The 15907-nt window shown below is 51.2% G+C and carries 12 protein-coding genes and 1 pseudogene; 8 read left to right on the forward strand and 5 right to left on the reverse strand.

Annotation, left to right across the window (positions count from 1 at the left end; all coding sequences use genetic code 11):
* The first annotated feature begins 52 nt into the window (after window positions 1–52).
* Both AB8809_RS10815 and AB8809_RS10820 read left to right on the forward strand, forming a co-directional pair.
* Window positions 53–427 (forward strand): hypothetical protein, encoded by a 375-nt coding sequence (locus tag AB8809_RS10815; protein WP_349856014.1) that lies wholly within the window; start codon window positions 53–55, stop codon window positions 425–427.
* A pseudogene (locus tag AB8809_RS10820) lies at window positions 357–624 on the forward strand (transposase); the annotation flags it as partial. The gene AB8809_RS10815 and the pseudogene AB8809_RS10820, both read left to right, overlap by 71 nt.
* 471 nt (window positions 625–1095) lie before the next feature.
* Here the strand turns inward: AB8809_RS10820 and AB8809_RS10825 are convergent.
* Entirely contained in the window at window positions 1096–1368 is a 273-nt protein-coding gene (locus AB8809_RS10825; RefSeq protein WP_014915626.1) for a hypothetical protein, read from the reverse strand.
* Window positions 1369–1913: 545 nt separating this feature from the next.
* Here AB8809_RS10825 and AB8809_RS10830 point away from each other — a divergent pair.
* From AB8809_RS10830 to AB8809_RS10840, 3 genes are all read left to right on the forward strand, one after another.
* The gene (locus tag AB8809_RS10830) at window positions 1914–2066 is read left to right on the forward strand and encodes a hypothetical protein (protein WP_369987480.1); all 153 of its coding nucleotides are present in this window, start codon (window positions 1914–1916) and stop codon (window positions 2064–2066) included.
* A gap of 32 nt (window positions 2067–2098) precedes the next feature.
* Complete coding sequence (locus tag AB8809_RS10835; RefSeq protein WP_300991967.1) at window positions 2099–2437, forward strand: 2Fe-2S iron-sulfur cluster-binding protein; 339 nt, start codon at window positions 2099–2101, stop codon at window positions 2435–2437.
* Window positions 2438–2731: 294 nt separating this feature from the next.
* Window positions 2732–3022: a DUF333 domain-containing protein gene (locus AB8809_RS10840; protein WP_180778024.1), complete on the forward strand. Its 291-nt coding sequence runs from the start codon at window positions 2732–2734 to the stop codon at window positions 3020–3022.
* A 33-nt stretch (window positions 3023–3055) separates the two neighbouring features.
* On the opposite strand, the gene AB8809_RS10845 is transcribed toward AB8809_RS10840, so the two are convergent.
* The 3 genes from AB8809_RS10845 to AB8809_RS10855 form a co-directional block, all read right to left on the reverse strand.
* Window positions 3056–4048, reverse strand: coding sequence for a 2-hydroxyacid dehydrogenase (locus AB8809_RS10845; protein WP_349856013.1), 993 nt, complete (start codon window positions 4046–4048; stop codon window positions 3056–3058).
* Between the two features lie 120 nt (window positions 4049–4168).
* Window positions 4169–5722 (reverse strand): PAS domain-containing methyl-accepting chemotaxis protein, encoded by a 1554-nt coding sequence (locus AB8809_RS10850; RefSeq protein WP_181828696.1) that lies wholly within the window; start codon window positions 5720–5722, stop codon window positions 4169–4171.
* A gap of 520 nt (window positions 5723–6242) precedes the next feature.
* Complete coding sequence (locus tag AB8809_RS10855; RefSeq protein ID WP_015840516.1) at window positions 6243–7796, reverse strand: PAS domain-containing methyl-accepting chemotaxis protein; 1554 nt, start codon at window positions 7794–7796, stop codon at window positions 6243–6245.
* A gap of 372 nt (window positions 7797–8168) precedes the next feature.
* Between AB8809_RS10855 and AB8809_RS10860 the strand changes: the two genes are divergently transcribed.
* Window positions 8169–10760: a YdbH family protein gene (locus AB8809_RS10860; RefSeq protein WP_349856012.1), complete on the forward strand. Its 2592-nt coding sequence runs from the start codon at window positions 8169–8171 to the stop codon at window positions 10758–10760.
* 15 nt (window positions 10761–10775) lie between these two features.
* Window positions 10776–11009, forward strand: a complete 234-nt coding sequence (locus AB8809_RS10865; protein WP_015840514.1) for a YnbE family lipoprotein — start codon at window positions 10776–10778, stop codon at window positions 11007–11009.
* A gap of 65 nt (window positions 11010–11074) precedes the next feature.
* Here the strand turns inward: AB8809_RS10865 and AB8809_RS10870 are convergent, their stop codons facing one another.
* Complete coding sequence (locus tag AB8809_RS10870) at window positions 11075–11680, reverse strand: FMN-dependent NADH-azoreductase (RefSeq protein ID WP_015840513.1); 606 nt, start codon at window positions 11678–11680, stop codon at window positions 11075–11077.
* A gap of 336 nt (window positions 11681–12016) precedes the next feature.
* Here AB8809_RS10870 and hrpA point away from each other — a divergent pair, with 336 nt between their 5' ends.
* Window positions 12017–15904, forward strand: a complete 3888-nt coding sequence (gene hrpA / locus AB8809_RS10875; RefSeq protein ID WP_349856011.1) for an ATP-dependent RNA helicase HrpA — start codon at window positions 12017–12019, stop codon at window positions 15902–15904.
* Window positions 15905–15907 lie beyond the last annotated feature (3 nt).

The raw sequence follows: 15907 nt of genomic DNA on the forward strand, positions 1-15907 counted from the left end.
TCAATACGCTAGAACACACGGTGCTTACGCTAAATATCTGGATGCCGATGAGTTGTTCGATGCAGCCAAGGATTCTGATCTGCGTGATGAGCTGATTTTCATTCGAGCCCGTGCGCTGTCAGTGACGAAAACGCTGAACAAAATCATGGAGGATTTACAGAATGCTGAATCAGTCGAAGCGCGCATTGAGCTTTACGATAAGTTCATCAAGGCTGAGCAAGGACTTGATCGCAACATTGCCCAGATTGAGTCAATTGAGAACAGACTGAGCAAGTTACGTAAGCATCCCGGTAAACCGGACCATTCATTTTTAGAGATCTTCCGGCATACTGATTATGTCCCTGGAGGAGATCGCCATGCACAAAGCCCGATTCACCGAACATCAGATTATCGCCGTTCTGAAGTCCGTCGAAGCCGGGATCTCTGAGGCTTCGTACTACAACTGGAAAGCGAAGTTTGGCGGTATGGAAGCCTCTGATATCAAAAAGATGAAAAGCCTCGAGGATGAAAACCGCCGGCTGAAACAGATGTTTGCGGATCTGAATCTCGAGTGCCGCGCACTGAAAGACGTTATTGAAAAAAGCTTTAAAACCAGCGATAAAGCGTGAGCTGGTCAGCTATCTGGCGTGTATGGTACGGATTACGGCGACGAATACCAGATCGTTTTACGCCAGCGTTCCACAATGGCTCTATGGTCGAGGGGGGATCGCTACTTTTACTAACTTTTTCAAAGTGATAACATACAAACAGAATACCGATTCTGTTTGTATGTTATCGAGAACTGAAGCCATTTTTGGCAACGGTGCCGCTTATGACTATCCTGATAGAGGAGTCTTTAACCAAGAGAGGAAGATATCATGAGTAAAGGCACATCAAGGGGATCATCGTCCAGTCACCCTCAACAGGGAGGAAACTGGCCTAGCACAACCGGAAATCCATCGGGCGGAAATAGAGGTAATGCTCCTTCATCTTCAGGCGGAAATTCAGGCAAGGCAGGAGGTGGTTCTGGAAAAGCAGGGAAGTAGAAGATATAAACAACGCTACGGCTAGTGAGATAAGCAACCTAGCCGTAGTGTCATTTTTTCTATGAACTATTTATTGTGGTAAGACTTCTTCAATTTTAGTAATGTGCGCATCGCCGCTCAGTGGCTTATAAATATGAATTTTGACAATTTTTAGCGGGGCTTCTGGGGTCGTTACCGTGCCTTTCGTCAGGAACGAGTAGTTCGTACCGGATACCACCTGTGTTGCAACAAATAGCGGTGTGTAAGCCACACCCAGCAAATGTACGGTAGATTTAAAAAGTGATTTATCAGCATCATTCAAATCACGGAAAGCAGTCCATCCACCAGAAAGTTGATCTGACATTATTTCACCTCATTTAATTTAATGGATAATTCAATTGCTGTGTTGCCCTATTAATATTTTTCACAGGGCAGTAAAGTGAGACTAGGTTATTTTATTTTCTTTGGCAAGGGAGAGTGCCATTCTCTTTATATGAATAAGATGAAAGTATATCAAGAAATAAAATAAGAATATTTAGGTGTTTTGCTAGTGGCTAGAGTGTTTTAAAAAAATTGGTGATAATGAAAATTATTTCATGTGAAATTATATTTTAATATGAGACGATTATGTAATAAGTATAGATTAATCACGTTTGCATTCTGAGCATTTCCCTTATCCCTCATCGTAATGTTGCTATCGAATACTGTTGTACATTTATGTACCCGCTCACTCGCTCGGTAACGCAAACCGAGCATTCGATGCTGCCCAGCAACCGTCTGATTAGTAAAGTGCTTTAAAATAACAAAATAGGAATTAGACGTAATATATCTCTCGCGCTGTGACAGCTGTCATTGGCTGAGCGGAAATTTCCACCATGCTCACTAATCAATTTAATAAAGAGGGGAAAAATGGAAAAAGAAAACAATGAACGTTTGAAAAATGAACATGTGTCAGAAGACGTTAATAAAAAAGAGGAGGTCGTTGATAAAGAGCATCGCGCTGATGACTCAAATAAAAGACGGCCTGGATGTAATCGCGCGAAGTGTTTCTGTGTACGGTAAAAAATTTCAATTTTTATAAAAGGATAAAAGTGATGGGACATACTTATACAATTAGAGATTTAACCACAGGGGCTGTAATTCAGGCTCCTGATGATGTTTGTATTTTAGATTCACTTGAAGAGGCTGGTGTTGATTCACCTTATTCATGTCGTGCCGGAGCATGCTCTTCATGTGCTGCGTTACTGATTAGCGGTCTCGTTGATCAATCGGATGGTACGTTTCTAAGCGATAAGCAGAAAGTTAGATTTATATTAACCTGTTCAGCATATCCTCAAAGCGACTGTATTATTCGAACAGGGGTAGAAGAGCTCCTGGAAGATGAAGAAAAAGCGCACAAAGTCTTCTTTGAAGACTGGCAGAGATGGAACTGATTGCGGATTTTTTAAGCTTGTATCTTTAAAATGGAAAATATGTCCCCTTCATAAAGAAGGGGCATTATCAAAACAAAAACATTTGGGCCAGACCATAATGCTTGTGCTTTATAGTTGCCCCACTTCCCAGATAACCCACCATTTCCTTGATCTTTTCCCGATTACCCGCATTGAACCCTGTGTTGTCGTCCCGAGGTGTGATAGATATAGTCCTTGTCTGAAAAATCTATTCGATAGGTGTTGATGCCAAATGTGGTGTCAGAGCCGACTCTCCACCCGATCTGAGGCCAAAACATGAAATTATTGCCATGGCTGTGTACTGCCGCTGTGTTGTTACTGGCAGGATGCAGCAATCATAGCCAGAACGCTGCGGCTACCCAGCAAGATACCACGCAAAATGATGATAAGAATGCCGTCGTGTTGCTGAAAAGCAGCTCTCCGGTTGACGTCAACTGTACGCTGATTGGCGGCACGATGGGGATCTCTCGGCAGCTTGACGGTGCGAGCGTAGGGGCCTGCCAGTTAGCCAATGGTAAGCGCTGTAGCGAACAGTCGCTGATGAATGGAAGCTGTCCTGCGGGGTAAGTGTGCGGCAGTCAGTACTGCCGCAGGAATGACTTAAAGTGTAACCAGATTTGCACAAGGCGCGTTCTGGCTGATGTCTTTGAGGTTCTGGAGCGTGGTTTGAGAAATGCTGATCAGCGCTTCTTCCGTCAGGAATGCCTGATGCCCGGTGAACAGTACGTTATGGCACGCGGACAAGCGGCGGAAAACATCGTCCTGAATCACATCGTTGGATTTATCGGCGAAGAAGAGATCGCGTTCGTTTTCATAAACGTCCATACCCAGCGCACCGATTTTTTGTTGTTTCAGCGCGTCGATAGCCGCCTGTGAGTCGATCAGTCCACCACGGCTGGTATTGACGATCATGACGCCGTTTTTCATTTGTGCAAAGGCTGCCTGATTCAGCAGGTGATGATTCTCCGGCGTCAGCGGGCAGTGCAGGGAGATGACATCCGCGTTGGCATACAGCGTTTTCAGATCGACATACTCTGCCCCTAATTCCAATGCCTGCGGGTTTGGATAGGGATCGAAGGCCAGCAGGCGCATGCCAAAACCTTTCAGGATACGCATGGTGGCGATGCCGATTTTTCCGGTGCCGATAATGCCCGCCGTCCGGTTGTGCATATTGAATCCAATCAACCCTTCCAGAGAGAAGTTCGCATCGCGAGTACGCTGATAAGCGCGGTGAATACGGCGGTTAAGCGTCAGCATCAATCCGACGGCGTGCTCGGCGACGGCCTCAGGGGAATACGCGGGAACGCGCACCACACTGATGCCCAGTTCCTTCGCCGCGTCTAAATCGACGTTGTTAAAGCCTGCACAACGTAGCGCCAGCGTTTTAATGCCCATCTCTGCCAGCTCGGTTAACACCTCGCGACCACCGTCATCGTTCACAAAGATGCAGACAGCTTGACAGCCCGCGGCTGTTTTCGCGGTGCGCGATGTCAGCATGAAATCAAAAAACTCCAGCTCATAGCCAAACTGCTGATTGACCTGCTCCAGATATTTACGGTCATACTGCTTGGTGCTGTAAATTGCCAGTTTCATTGATAGTTTCTCCGAAAAATCCTTAGATTAAGCTATCAGAAAATAGGGCGGTGACAAACCGTTACCTGACTGACAGTAACGGTTTGAAATTGACGGGGCAATAAGAGCGTAAGAGCGGGTTTAGCGAGGCGTACTGAAAACTGACACGGCTTCAGACATCGTGGAGATCTGCTGTTCCAGGCTGTTAATGGCAGAACTGGAATGTGTGGCCAAAATCGTGTTCTGACGTGTCAATTCATCAATGTTGTTCACCGCTGAGTTAATTTGCCCCAGCCCTTGCGATTGTTCCTGTGTCGCCAGACTGATCTGATTCACAAGCTGCGTAACCTGCTGCACCTGCGTCAATATATTGTTCATCGACTGGCTGGTGTGATTGACCAGTTTATCGCTGGTGTGAATATTGGCGATCGTGGTATCGATAATTTCCGCGATGTCTTTGGCGGCGGCGGCGCTACGCTGCGCCAAAATACGCACTTCCCCTGCGACCACGGCGAAACTCTTACCCTGTTCTCCTGCGTGAGCGGCTTCTACGGCGGCATTGAGCGCCAGAATGTTGGTCTGGAACGCCAGATTATCCAGCACGCTGATGATGTCGGTGATTTCTTTGCTGGAACGCGTCATGACTGCCATGGTGTCTGTGACCTGGCTGACGGCTTTCTCCCCGGCATCGACGGCCTGATTGGCATCGTTCGCACAGCGCGTCGCGAGTTGAGAAGCAGAGGCGTTGCTTTGAATCGTCGCTGTCAGTTCTTCCATTGATGACGCGGTGGATTGTAGACTTTGGGCGGTATCTTCACAGCGCTGGCTCAGTGTGTAATTCCCGGAGGCGATCTCGCCGCAAGCGTGGCGCAGTTCGACCAGCTTGCCGTTGACATCATCGACAAACGTGCGGAAGTTCATACCGGATTGATTGACAGCGCGTAGTAACATGCCGACTTCATCCACACGATTAAGCTGAAACGAGTTGTCTGCCTGCCCGGATGCGGAATTAATGGCCTGGCGTAGAATTTTTTCCAGCGGCTTTGCCAAATGCTGAACTAATAATTCGCTGGTTATGGCCGCGCTAGTGAGTAGCACCAAAGCAAAAATTAATAGCGGCGTAGTGAGTGGAAGGGTAGCAAGTAAGAAAAGCAGCGCAAATAGCATAAAAAGGAATACGTAGCTTCTTATCCGCCAGCGTACGGGAATGACGTTAAATAAGCTAAGAAATTTTAGTGGTCCTTTATAAATCAGCAGCCCCTGAAAGAGTCGGCGGTTTTTTAATTTATTCTCATTCATTTGACGGTAAAGTGCTTCAGCTTGCCGAATCTCTTCCTGTGAAACCCGAGTTCGTACCGACATATATCCTGTTATTTTCCCTTCCTTCATCAGCGGTGTCGTACTGGCTTTTACCCAATAGTAATCGCCATTCTTGCGGCGGTTCTTGACGACGGCAGTCCAGATTTTACCTGCCTTTAGCGTCGCCCACATGTCGGCAAACGCCTGCGGAGGCATGTCTGGGTGGCGCACGATATTGTGAGGTTGGTGGAGGATTTCTTCAAAGTCGTAACCACTGGCATCAATAAAATCGTCATTTGCATAAGTGATATGACTATCGGTAGTGGTAACCGACATTAGCTTGGCTTTTTCATCTAATAAATACTGAATATCACTGACCGGAAAATTCTTACGCATTTATTAATCCTTTTAGTATAAGCAAGCATATCCCCACCATACTTCAAGCTGCTTGTGCGTTGACTGCTCTGACTCACCTCAGTCACTTACTTGTGTAAGTGACTGGGTATTAATGAACCTCATTCCTGAGGTTCACTCTTCGGGCCAACGCTTTAGCGTTGTTCAAAACCCTAGCGTTTTGTCACGCAACTCGAGTTATTTAGGGTATAAGTATGATATTTTTAGATCTATTAGCGAACGGGAAAGCGATGAGTGCTATTTAATTAACGGCAATATTTGCGAAATAATTAGCGGGTAGACTTATATATTGTCACTAATTTCGCCCGTTATTTTTTCTGCGGGAAAGTAGTTATCTAACCCGACTCGCGATAAACGCACGTGCCGATGACCAAAAGCATTCGTTTGTTAAGTATATTATGACTCTGCGAATTTGCACTGCGGCAACGAATGCTGGATAACGGCGAAATGGCGAGAAGAGGAGCGACGAGCGCTCTGACGTGAGCGCCCGTGAAGACGAGATTTAGCGAGAAAGGCTGAAGACAGACGCGGCCTGTACCATGCTTGATATCTGCTGTTGCAGATGATCGGTGGCCGAGTGTGACTGACTGGCCAGCGCAGTATTCTGATGCGTGAGTTCATCGATGCGGTTTACTGCTTCATTAATTTGTTCCAGCCCCTGAGATTGTTCCTGTGTTGCGAGGCTGATCTCATTCATCAAGTTGGTGACATGCTGAACCTGAAGCAGAATATTGCTCATGGATTTGTGTGTATGCGAAACCTGTTGTTCGCCAGTACGAATACTATTCAGCGTTTCGTCAATGATGGTCGAAATATCGCTGGAAGAGGAAGCGCTGCGCTGTGCCAGCGAGCGAACTTCACTGGCGACTACCGCAAAACTTTTACCTTGTTCCCCGGCATGTGCGGCTTCGACGGCGGCGTTCACGGCCAGAATATTGGTCTGGAATGCGAGGTTATCCATCACGCTGACGATATCGGTAATGCGTTCGCTGGAACGCGTGATCGTCTCCATGGTAGTAGAGACCTGGCTGACGGCCTGTTCTCCAGAATTTACCGCCTGATTGACATCCTGCGTATATATCGAAGCCTGAAGTGAGGCTTCCGCATTGCTTTTTATCGTCGCAGTCAGCTGTTCCACAGAGGCGGCAGTTTGTTGCAGGCTTTCTTCCGTTTCCTCGCAGCACTGTGCCAACGTCTGGTTGCCTTGCGCGATTTCATTACAGGCGTTTTTCAACTCACTCAGATTGGTGTTCACATCGTCCACGAAGGTGCGGAAATTCATACCAGACTGATTTACGGCCCGCATCAACATGCCAATTTCATCCACGCGATTAAGCTGCGTCAGGTTGTCTGCCTGGCCGGCAGCGGAACGCATAGCTTGAGACAGGATTTGTTCAATGGGGCGAGCGATATGGTGCACCAGAAGCTCGCCACTGACAAAACAGCAGGCGATGAGCAGCGGAAAGAGTACGGAAGCCAATGCCGTTCCCGCCAGCAGGGAATAGGCGGCGATCAACGGGATCAGGCTAAAAAGCAGAAAGTAGCTACGGATGCGCCAGCGTAGCGGCATGGTTTTAAACAGGCTTAGGATGCGTAATGGCCCGGTATAAATGAGCAGGCCGTGATGGAAGGTGCGGTATTTCAGTTTACCTTCGTTTGCATTGGCGTAGAGCGCTTCGGCCTGACGAATTTCTTCGGGCGACGCGGCGGTTCGCACCGACATATAACCGGTAATCTCCCCGCTTTTTCTCAACGGTGTAGTGCTGGATTTTACCCAGTAATGGTCGCCATTTTTACACCGATTTTTCACTATGCCTGTCCAGATATTGCCCGCACGCAGCGTTTTCCACATATCCGCGAAGGCGGCTGGTGGCATATCCGGGTGTCGGATAAGATTATGGGGCTGCCCCATTAGCTCATCGGTGCTATAGCCGCTGACGTCAATAAAATCTTTGTTTGCATAGGTAATATGGCTTTCTGGCGTAGTGACCGACATCAATCTGGTTTTTTCAGAAAGAGTGAGCTGGCGGTCGGTGACAGGGGTGTTATTACGCATGAAGCAGTCCTTGATATGCTGTGTCCGAATACTGATTTAACTGAGGTGTATCCACGGAAATGAATGAGTGGATAGCAGTAATGGTTCAGGTTGCTCATTGCTTTTTTTAAGGCGGTTCGGACAGAAGGAGATAATCCTGATGTTCACCCCGAAACGCTTTGTTCATGATGAGATAACGTGGTTCATTACAAAATATAACCTCAATTAAACATTTTACCACGAAAGGGTAATGAGCATGTACGCTCAATGGTGGTAAATGTGAGTTGGATAGGATTGTTTGTTAACAAAAAGAGCGATTTGTGAATGAATAAACGACAGAGACAGATAGGACGAATTTTTGCCGCTATTGAACAGGATGCTTAATTCGCGCTAATGATTAAAAAACATGCACTTCCAATCGCTTTCCTGCTTGTCGCGCTGCTGTTTCTTTCCTGGCGAACGCTGCCGCAGTGGCTGCCACGCATCGCCACAATCTGGCTGCCCACGGAGATGTCTTTAGTCGTGAATGGGGTGCCTGGCTGGCAGGGCGGTGGGCCATATAGCGCGGGGTTCAGCATTATGGCTGGCGAGTGCCAGCTCGTTGACGTACGGAATATGACGCTGCGTTGGCATGGCTGGCGATGGCATGTTGCGATTGATGCCGTGACGTTAAACAGCGATTGTCTGCAGCATGTGCCAGCGAGTAGCCGTTCCGAATCCCCAGCGCAACTGGCGCAGTGGCAACAGCGATTGCCTGCTGCCGATATTCAGATAAAAGCGTTTACGCTGCTGCCCTGGCAGGATTATGCCGGGCAGGTGCGACTCAGTAGTGACGGTAAACGGCGACAAACGCTGGATTATCAGGGCGATCAAGTGGTGGTTAGGGCTGAACTGAATGAGACACAACTGACCCTGCATGAAGGTATGCTCGCCACGCCTGCGGGATTTGTACGTCTACAGGTCAGCGGTGAAATGACGTTGGCCGATACGCTGGATGCCGCGCCGATACAGGGACGACTTACCGGAAAACTGGATTCAGGACAGACGCCGGATCCACTTTCGCTCCTGCTGGACTGGCATCATCAAGCTGGTGAATTAGTGCTGAATGCGGCGAATGATGACACGCCGCTGATATCGCTGCCGTGGCAACTGACGGATGAGGTAATTCAGGTCACTAACGGCGTCTGGCGTTGGCCTTATGCCGATCAGCCACTTTCAGGGCAGATCGCCATGACGTTGCAGCATTGGCGACAAGGGCTGGATGCCACCACGATTAATGCGCGTTTGAATATGTTGACGCAAGGACATAACGGCAAGGCGAACGCTGTACTGGTGCTGGGGCCGGGCAATATTGGCCTGCTCAACAGCGAATTGCGCTTTCAGCTTACCGGGCAGGCTAATTTACCGGCGCTCTCCCTGACGGCGACGCTACCGGGGGTGTTGCAAGGTTCGATCCTCAATCCTGAACTCGCTCTTTTACCAGGGGCGCTGCTGCGTGCCTGGGGAACGCCTGCGCCGCAGATTTATCTGGAAGAGGCGCGCTGGCCGCTGGCGGGCGTTCGGGTCAGTGCGACCGGCGTGAATGGACGACTACAGGCGATTGTGAAAGCGCGAGAAGCATACTGGGGACGTTTTAACCTGCACCTTGACGGTCAGGCACAGGATTTCTGGCCGGATCAAGGGCAGTGGCAATGGCGTTATTGGGGCAATGGTCACCTGCCGCCGCTGAAAGGTCAGTGGGACGTAGCCGGGCGTGGGCAGTGGCAGGACACCTTGCTCGAAGTCAGCCAGTTGTCGAGCGGTCTGGATCAATTGGGTTATGGCATTGTGACGGTGCACCAGCCTCGGCTGACGATTACGGAGCCGATCCGCTGGCAGCGCGCCCGTTCTGGTGAGCACTTTCAAGGGGCGTTGCAACTGGCCTCAGAGCGGACGCATTTCAGCAACGGTGGCTATCTGCCACCTTCGTTGTTAACGCTGGCGATGCAGGGGCGCAGCCCGGATGATTTCCAGCTACAGGGGCAGCTTCAGGCTGAAGATATCGGCCCGGTCAGACTGCGTGGGCGCTGGGATGGTGAGCGACTGCGCGGTGGTGCATGGTGGCCGACGCAGCCGCTTAAGGTGTTTCAGCCTCTGCTTTCCCCACAGTTGAAAATGAACATTCGCGCCGGACAGTTTTACGCACAGGCGGCCTTCTCCGCTGCACGTAAAGAAGGGTTCAGCGCGGGTGGGCATTGGGTTGTGAAAAATGGCGGGCTGTGGTTACAGGATGGTGAAGTCAGCGGCGTAAACTTTGTTCTGCCTTACCGCTTGAAAGATCAGCGCTGGCAACTGGGCGTCAGGCAGCCCGTCACGCTGCGAATTGACGTACTGGATAACCTGTTTCGCATGAGCAATATCCGCGTCGATCTCCAGGGTTTTTACCCGTACAGCGAACGACGACCGCTGATTATGTCTCAGGCGGATATGGACGTATTGGATGGGCATATCGGGCTATCGACGCTGCGCTGGCCACAGCGGGAACCCGCGTTATTTACCGTTAAGAGCGTGGATCTCAGCGAACTGCTGACGGTGTTGAAGCAAAAGCAGTTCGCGCTGTCCGGGCGCGTGAGCGGTACGCTTCCGTTGAATTTTAATCACCCCACCATGTTGATTGAAGGTGGACGCATTACCAATGATGGCTTCCTGACGCTGCGATTGGATAACCAATTGGCAGATGAGTTAGCGAGTAAAAATCTGGCAGGCGGTGCGGCAATTGGCTGGTTACGCTATCTGGAGATCGGGCGTTCCTATGCCACGCTTGACCTGAGTAATCAGGGTGAACTGACATTAGCCTCGCAGGTGCAGGGGAAAAATCCGCAGCTCAGTGCGAATCGACAGGTTATTCTTAACTATCGCCATCAGGAGAATATCTTCCAGCTATGGCGCAGCTTACGTTTTGGCGATAACTTGCGGGATACGCTGGAACAACAGGCAAATGAATAAATTCAAGGCAGAACAATGAACAAGAGCGAGACATTGCTGGTGGCATGGTGCACGGTCGTTTTCCTGACAGGATGTGTGCCGCGTATCGAAGTGGCTGCGCCCAAAGAGCCTATCACTATCAATATGAACGTGAAGATCGAGCATGAAATTCACATCAAAGCGGATAAAGAAGCGACGCAACTGCTCGAAAAATCGGACAATGCAGCCGGTGATGAGATAAAGAAAAGCGCGCCGGAGGGCGCGCAATAATTAAGCCAATTAAAGCAATATAATGGCAAGGTCGGTAACAATGATTCGCGATGAATAACGATTCGTTATGCAGTGACCAGTTGAGACAGCTGGGTTTTCGCCGCTTCGGTCGCTTTCTGCGCCACATCCGGGCCGTAGCCATAACCTTCTGCGAATACGAACTCAAGGTCGGTCAGGCCCAGGAAGCCCAGGAAGACGCGCAGGTACGGTTCCAGCAGGTCGGTTGCTGTGCCTTTATGGATACCGCCACGGCTGGTTAAGACGATAGCGCGTTTACCTTTCACCAGACCTTCTGGGCCTTGCTCGGTGTAGCGGAACGTGACGCCAGCACGGGCAACCAGGTCGAAGTAGTTCTTCAACTGGGTAGGAATGTTGAAGTTATACATTGGCGCGGCGATCACGATAATGTCATGCGCCTGCAGCTCGGCGATCAGATCGTCGGACAGTTTCAGCGCTTCTTGCTGACGTGGGGTCAGTGCAGCATCGGAAGGACGCAGTGCGCCGACTAATTCGCCATCAAGAACCGGAATCGGTTGAGCGGCCAGGTCGCGTACGGTGATGCTGTCGTTTGGATGTGCAGACTGCCACTCGGCGGTGAAGTGGTCGGCCAGTTGGTTTGACTGAGAATAACCTGCCAGAATGCTTGATTTCAGAACCAATACTTTGCTCATTGCCAATTCCTTTAGTGATTGAAGTGGGCGACAACATAACGCCCTTTGATGTGTCACATCTTATGCGGTGCTCTGGAAAGTGAAAAGTGCAAATATTCGAGGTCTTTATTCGATTTTCTTGAATAAGACGATGTTTGAATAAGACTGCGCGGGGTGATTAGAGCCGCTTATGACAATGTGCTACTATCCACGACTTAAAAATTCCCACGGTTTAAGCATTTCCACGGTTTAAACATGCCGTGTTTTGAAATCAGGTAGGCTCAATTGAGCCAGATTCGGCGACGCGTATTGTCCCGGCAGAGAAAAGAATTAGAGAAACGATTAAGGAAGAGCAACGTGAAATCACCTCTCAGTGCATTATCTACGCAGTTAAGTGAGCTAATGCTTCGCGATCGGCAGCGTCTGCACCGCCGCTTGCAGGGCGCCGCGAAGGTCAGCAGCCCGCAGGCTCAGGCTGCGATCGCGCAGGAAATTGAGGGGGAGATTGTCGCGGCGCGCCAGAAAGTCGAGAATCGACGGGCAAGCCGTCCGGCGATTCACTACCCTGAACAGCTTCCCGTTAGCCAGAAAAAAGACGAGATACTCGAAGCGCTGCGTAACCATCAGGTGATTATCGTCGCGGGCGAGACGGGGTCGGGGAAGACCACGCAGTTACCGAAAATCTGTCTCGAACTGGGGCGTGGCGTGCACGGCCTGATTGGCCATACGCAGCCGCGGCGTCTGGCGGCCAGAACCGTCGCTGACCGCATTGCTGCCGAGCTGGAAACGCCGCTGGGCGGCAGCGTCGGCTATAAAGTCCGCTTTAACGATCAGGTGAGTGACAATACGCTGGTCAAACTGATGACCGACGGTATCTTACTGGCTGAAATTCAGCAGGATCGCCTGTTGATGCAGTACGACACATTGATCATCGATGAAGCGCACGAACGCAGCCTGAATATCGATTTCATCATGGGCTATTTGCGCCAGCTGTTGCCAAAGCGCCCTGATTTAAAAGTGATTATTACGTCGGCTACTATCGACCCGCAGCGTTTTTCTCGCCACTTTAATAACGCCCCGATCATCGAAGTGTCCGGGCGGACGTATCCGGTGGATGTGCGCTATCGTCCTGTGGTGGAAGATGCCGACGACAGCGAACGCGATCAGCTACAGGCCATTTTTGATGCGGTAGACGAGCTGACGCGCGAAGGGCCGGGGGATATTCTGGTCTTCATGAGCGGCGAACGTGAAATCCGCGATACCGCAGAAGCGCTGACCCGTCTGGACTTGCCGCATACCGAAATTCTCCCGCTGTACGCGCGTCTGTCGAATCAGGAGCAGAACCGCGTCTTTCAGTCACATCATGGCCGCCGTATCGTGCTGGCGACCAACGTAGCGGAAACGTCATTGACCGTGCCGGGAATTCGTTATGTGATCGATCCAGGCACGGCGCGTATCAGCCGCTACAGTTTCCGTACCAAAGTCCAGCGCCTGCCGATTGAGCCCGTCTCACAGGCATCGGCGAATCAGCGTAAAGGGCGCTGTGGTCGTGTGGCCGCCGGGGTATGTATCCGCCTCTATTCCGAGCAGGATTTCTTGTCGCGGCCTGAATTTACCGATCCTGAAATTTTGCGTACCAATCTGGCTTCCGTCATTCTGCAAATGACGTCTCTGGGGCTCGGCGATATCGCTGCGTTCCCGTTTGTTGAAGCGCCGGATAAACGCAATATTCAGGACGGCGTGCGGCTGCTGGAAGAGCTAGGTGCCATTACGTTGGCGGAAAATGGGCATTATCGCCTGACGCCGCAGGGGCAGCAGTTGGCGCAATTACCGATCGATCCACGTTTGGCGCGAATGGTGCTGGAAGCGCGTAAAACCGGCTGTGTGCGTGAAGTTATGGTCATCACTGCCGCGCTGTCGATTCAGGATCCGCGCGAAAGACCGCTGGATAAGAAGCAGGCATCGGATGAGAAACATCGCCGTTTTGCCGATAAAGACTCCGATTTTCTGGCTTTCGTCAATCTGTGGGACTACTTGCGTGAGCAGCAGAAAACGCTGTCTTCCAGTCAGTTCCGCCGTCAGTGCCGCACCGATTTCCTTAACTACCTGCGCGTGCGCGAATGGCAAGATATTTACACGCAGCTGCGTCAGGTGGTGAAAGAACTGGGGCTGCCGGTCAACAGCGAACCGGCCGATTACCTGAGTATTCACTGCTCGCTGCTCACCGGGCTGTTGTCGCATATCGGGCAGAAAGATATTGAGAAACAGGAGTTCAGCGGCGCGCGTAACGCACGGTTTGCGATTTTCCCCGGGTCGGGGCTATTCAAAAAGCCGCCTAAGTGGACGATGGTGGCTGAACTGGTGGAAACCAGTCGCCTGTGGGGACGTATTGCCGCGCGTATTGAGCCCGAGTGGATCGAACCGCTAGCCCAGCATCTGATTAAGCGGAGCTACAGCGAGCCCCATTGGGAAAAAGCGCAGGGCACGGTGATGGCGCAGGAGAAGGTGACGCTTTTCGGGCTGCCGATTGTGGCGGCGCGCAAGGTGAACTACAGCCAAATCGATCCAACGCTGGCGCGTGAGATGTTTATCCGCCATGCGCTGGTGGAAGGCGACTGGCAAACGCATCACGCCTTTTTCCGCGCTAACCTCAAGCTGCTGGCGGAGGTCGAAGATTTAGAGCACAAATCGCGCCGCCGCGACATTCTGGTGGATGACGAGACGCTGTTTGCTTTCTACGATCAGCGCTTGCCGCACGATGTCATCTCGTCGCGCCACTTTGACAAGTGGTGGAAAGTCGCCAGCCGGGATAATGCCGACCTGCTTAATTTTGAAAAGAGCATGTTGATTAAAGACGGCGCGGAGAAGGTGAGCGCGCTGGATTATCCGAATTTCTGGCATCAGGGCAGTCTGAAATTACGGCTGTCCTATCAGTTTGAGCCGGGTGCGGATGCGGATGGCGTCACGGTGCATATTCCGCTGCCCATCCTCAATCAGGTGCGTGAAGAGGGCTTCGAGTGGCAGATCCCCGGCGTGCGGCGCGAACTGACGATCGCGCTGATTAAATCCTTGCCTAAACCATTACGCCGTAACTTTGTTCCCGCGCCGAACTACGCCGAAGCGTTTCTGGCGCGCACCACGCCACTAGAGAAAGGGCTATTGGATGCGCTGGAGCGTGAGTTACGGTTGATGACGGGTGTGACAGTGCCGCGCGAAGCGTGGCAGTGGGATCAGGTGCCTGATCATCTGAAAATCACGTTCCGCGTCATCGATGAGAAGAATCGGACACAGCGGGAAGGCAAAGACCTGAACGCCTTGAAGGATCAGCTCAAAGATAAAGTGCAGCAGACGCTATCATCCGTGGCGGATGATGGGCTGGAGCAGCGCGGTCTGCACGTCTGGAGCTTTGGTTCATTGCCGGACTGCTATGAGCAGAAACGCGGCGGTTACTCGGTTAAAGCCTATCCGGCGTTGGTGGATGAAAAGGATAGCGTGGCAATTCGTCTGTTCGATACGCCGCACCAGCAACAGCAGGTGATGCGGCAGGGACTACGTCGCCTGTTGCTGTTGAACATTCCATCACCGATCAAATATCTACATGAAAAGCTGCCAAACAAGGCGAAGCTCGGTCTCTATTTCAACCCGTACGGCAAAGTGTTGGATCTCATCGATGACTGTATCGCCTGCGCGGTGGATAAACTGATTGAGACATCCGGTGGTCCGGTCTGGCAGGAAGAAGCCTTCCAGCAGTTGCATGAAAAAGTGCGTGCGGAATTGAACGATACGGTGGTGGATATCGCCAAACAGGTTGAGCAAATCCTGACGGCCGTTTTCACCATTAATAAACGTCTGAAAGGGCGCGTAGACATGGCGATGGCGCTGGCGTTAAGCGATATCAAGAGTCAGATGAACGGTCTGGTGTTCCGTGGCTTTGTGACCGAAAACGGCTGGCAGCGCCTACCGGACGTGCTGCGCTATCTGCAAGCGATAGAACGACGTCTGGAGAAACTGGCACAGGATGTCCACCGCGATCGGGCACAGATGTTGAAGGTGGAGCAGGTTCAACAGGCGTGGCAGCAGTGGTGGAACAAGCTGCCAGCGGAGCGACGTGACGATGACGACGTTAAAGCGGTGCGCTGGATGCTTGAAGAACTGCGCGTCAGCTACTTTGCCCAGCAACTCGGGACGCCGTTCCCGATCTCGGATAAGCGCGTATTGCAGGCGATGGAGCAGGTCGAAGGCTAATCT

This window comes from Pectobacterium aroidearum, assembly GCF_041228105.1.
GTDB lineage: Bacteria > Pseudomonadota > Gammaproteobacteria > Enterobacterales > Enterobacteriaceae > Pectobacterium > Pectobacterium aroidearum.

Excerpts from the sequence above, each read along its gene's own strand:
- AB8809_RS10860 (WP_349856012.1), top strand. The coding sequence starts at position 8,169 with ATGATTAAAAAACATGCACTTCCAATCGCTTTCCTGCTTGTCGCGCTG.
- AB8809_RS10870 (WP_015840513.1), bottom strand. The coding sequence starts at position 11,680 with ATGAGCAAAGTATTGGTTCTGAAATCAAGCATTCTGGCAGGTTATTCT.
- AB8809_RS10865 (WP_015840514.1), top strand. The coding sequence starts at position 10,776 with ATGAACAAGAGCGAGACATTGCTGGTGGCATGGTGCACGGTCGTTTTC.
- AB8809_RS10855 (WP_015840516.1), bottom strand. The coding sequence starts at position 7,796 with ATGCGTAATAACACCCCTGTCACCGACCGCCAGCTCACTCTTTCTGAA.
- AB8809_RS10830 (WP_369987480.1), top strand. The coding sequence starts at position 1,914 with ATGGAAAAAGAAAACAATGAACGTTTGAAAAATGAACATGTGTCAGAA.
- AB8809_RS10850 (WP_181828696.1), bottom strand. The coding sequence starts at position 5,722 with ATGCGTAAGAATTTTCCGGTCAGTGATATTCAGTATTTATTAGATGAA.
- AB8809_RS10825 (WP_014915626.1), bottom strand. The coding sequence starts at position 1,368 with ATGTCAGATCAACTTTCTGGTGGATGGACTGCTTTCCGTGATTTGAAT.
- AB8809_RS10840 (WP_180778024.1), top strand. The coding sequence starts at position 2,732 with ATGAAATTATTGCCATGGCTGTGTACTGCCGCTGTGTTGTTACTGGCA.
- AB8809_RS10835 (WP_300991967.1), top strand. The coding sequence starts at position 2,099 with ATGGGACATACTTATACAATTAGAGATTTAACCACAGGGGCTGTAATT.
- AB8809_RS10845 (WP_349856013.1), bottom strand. The coding sequence starts at position 4,048 with ATGAAACTGGCAATTTACAGCACCAAGCAGTATGACCGTAAATATCTG.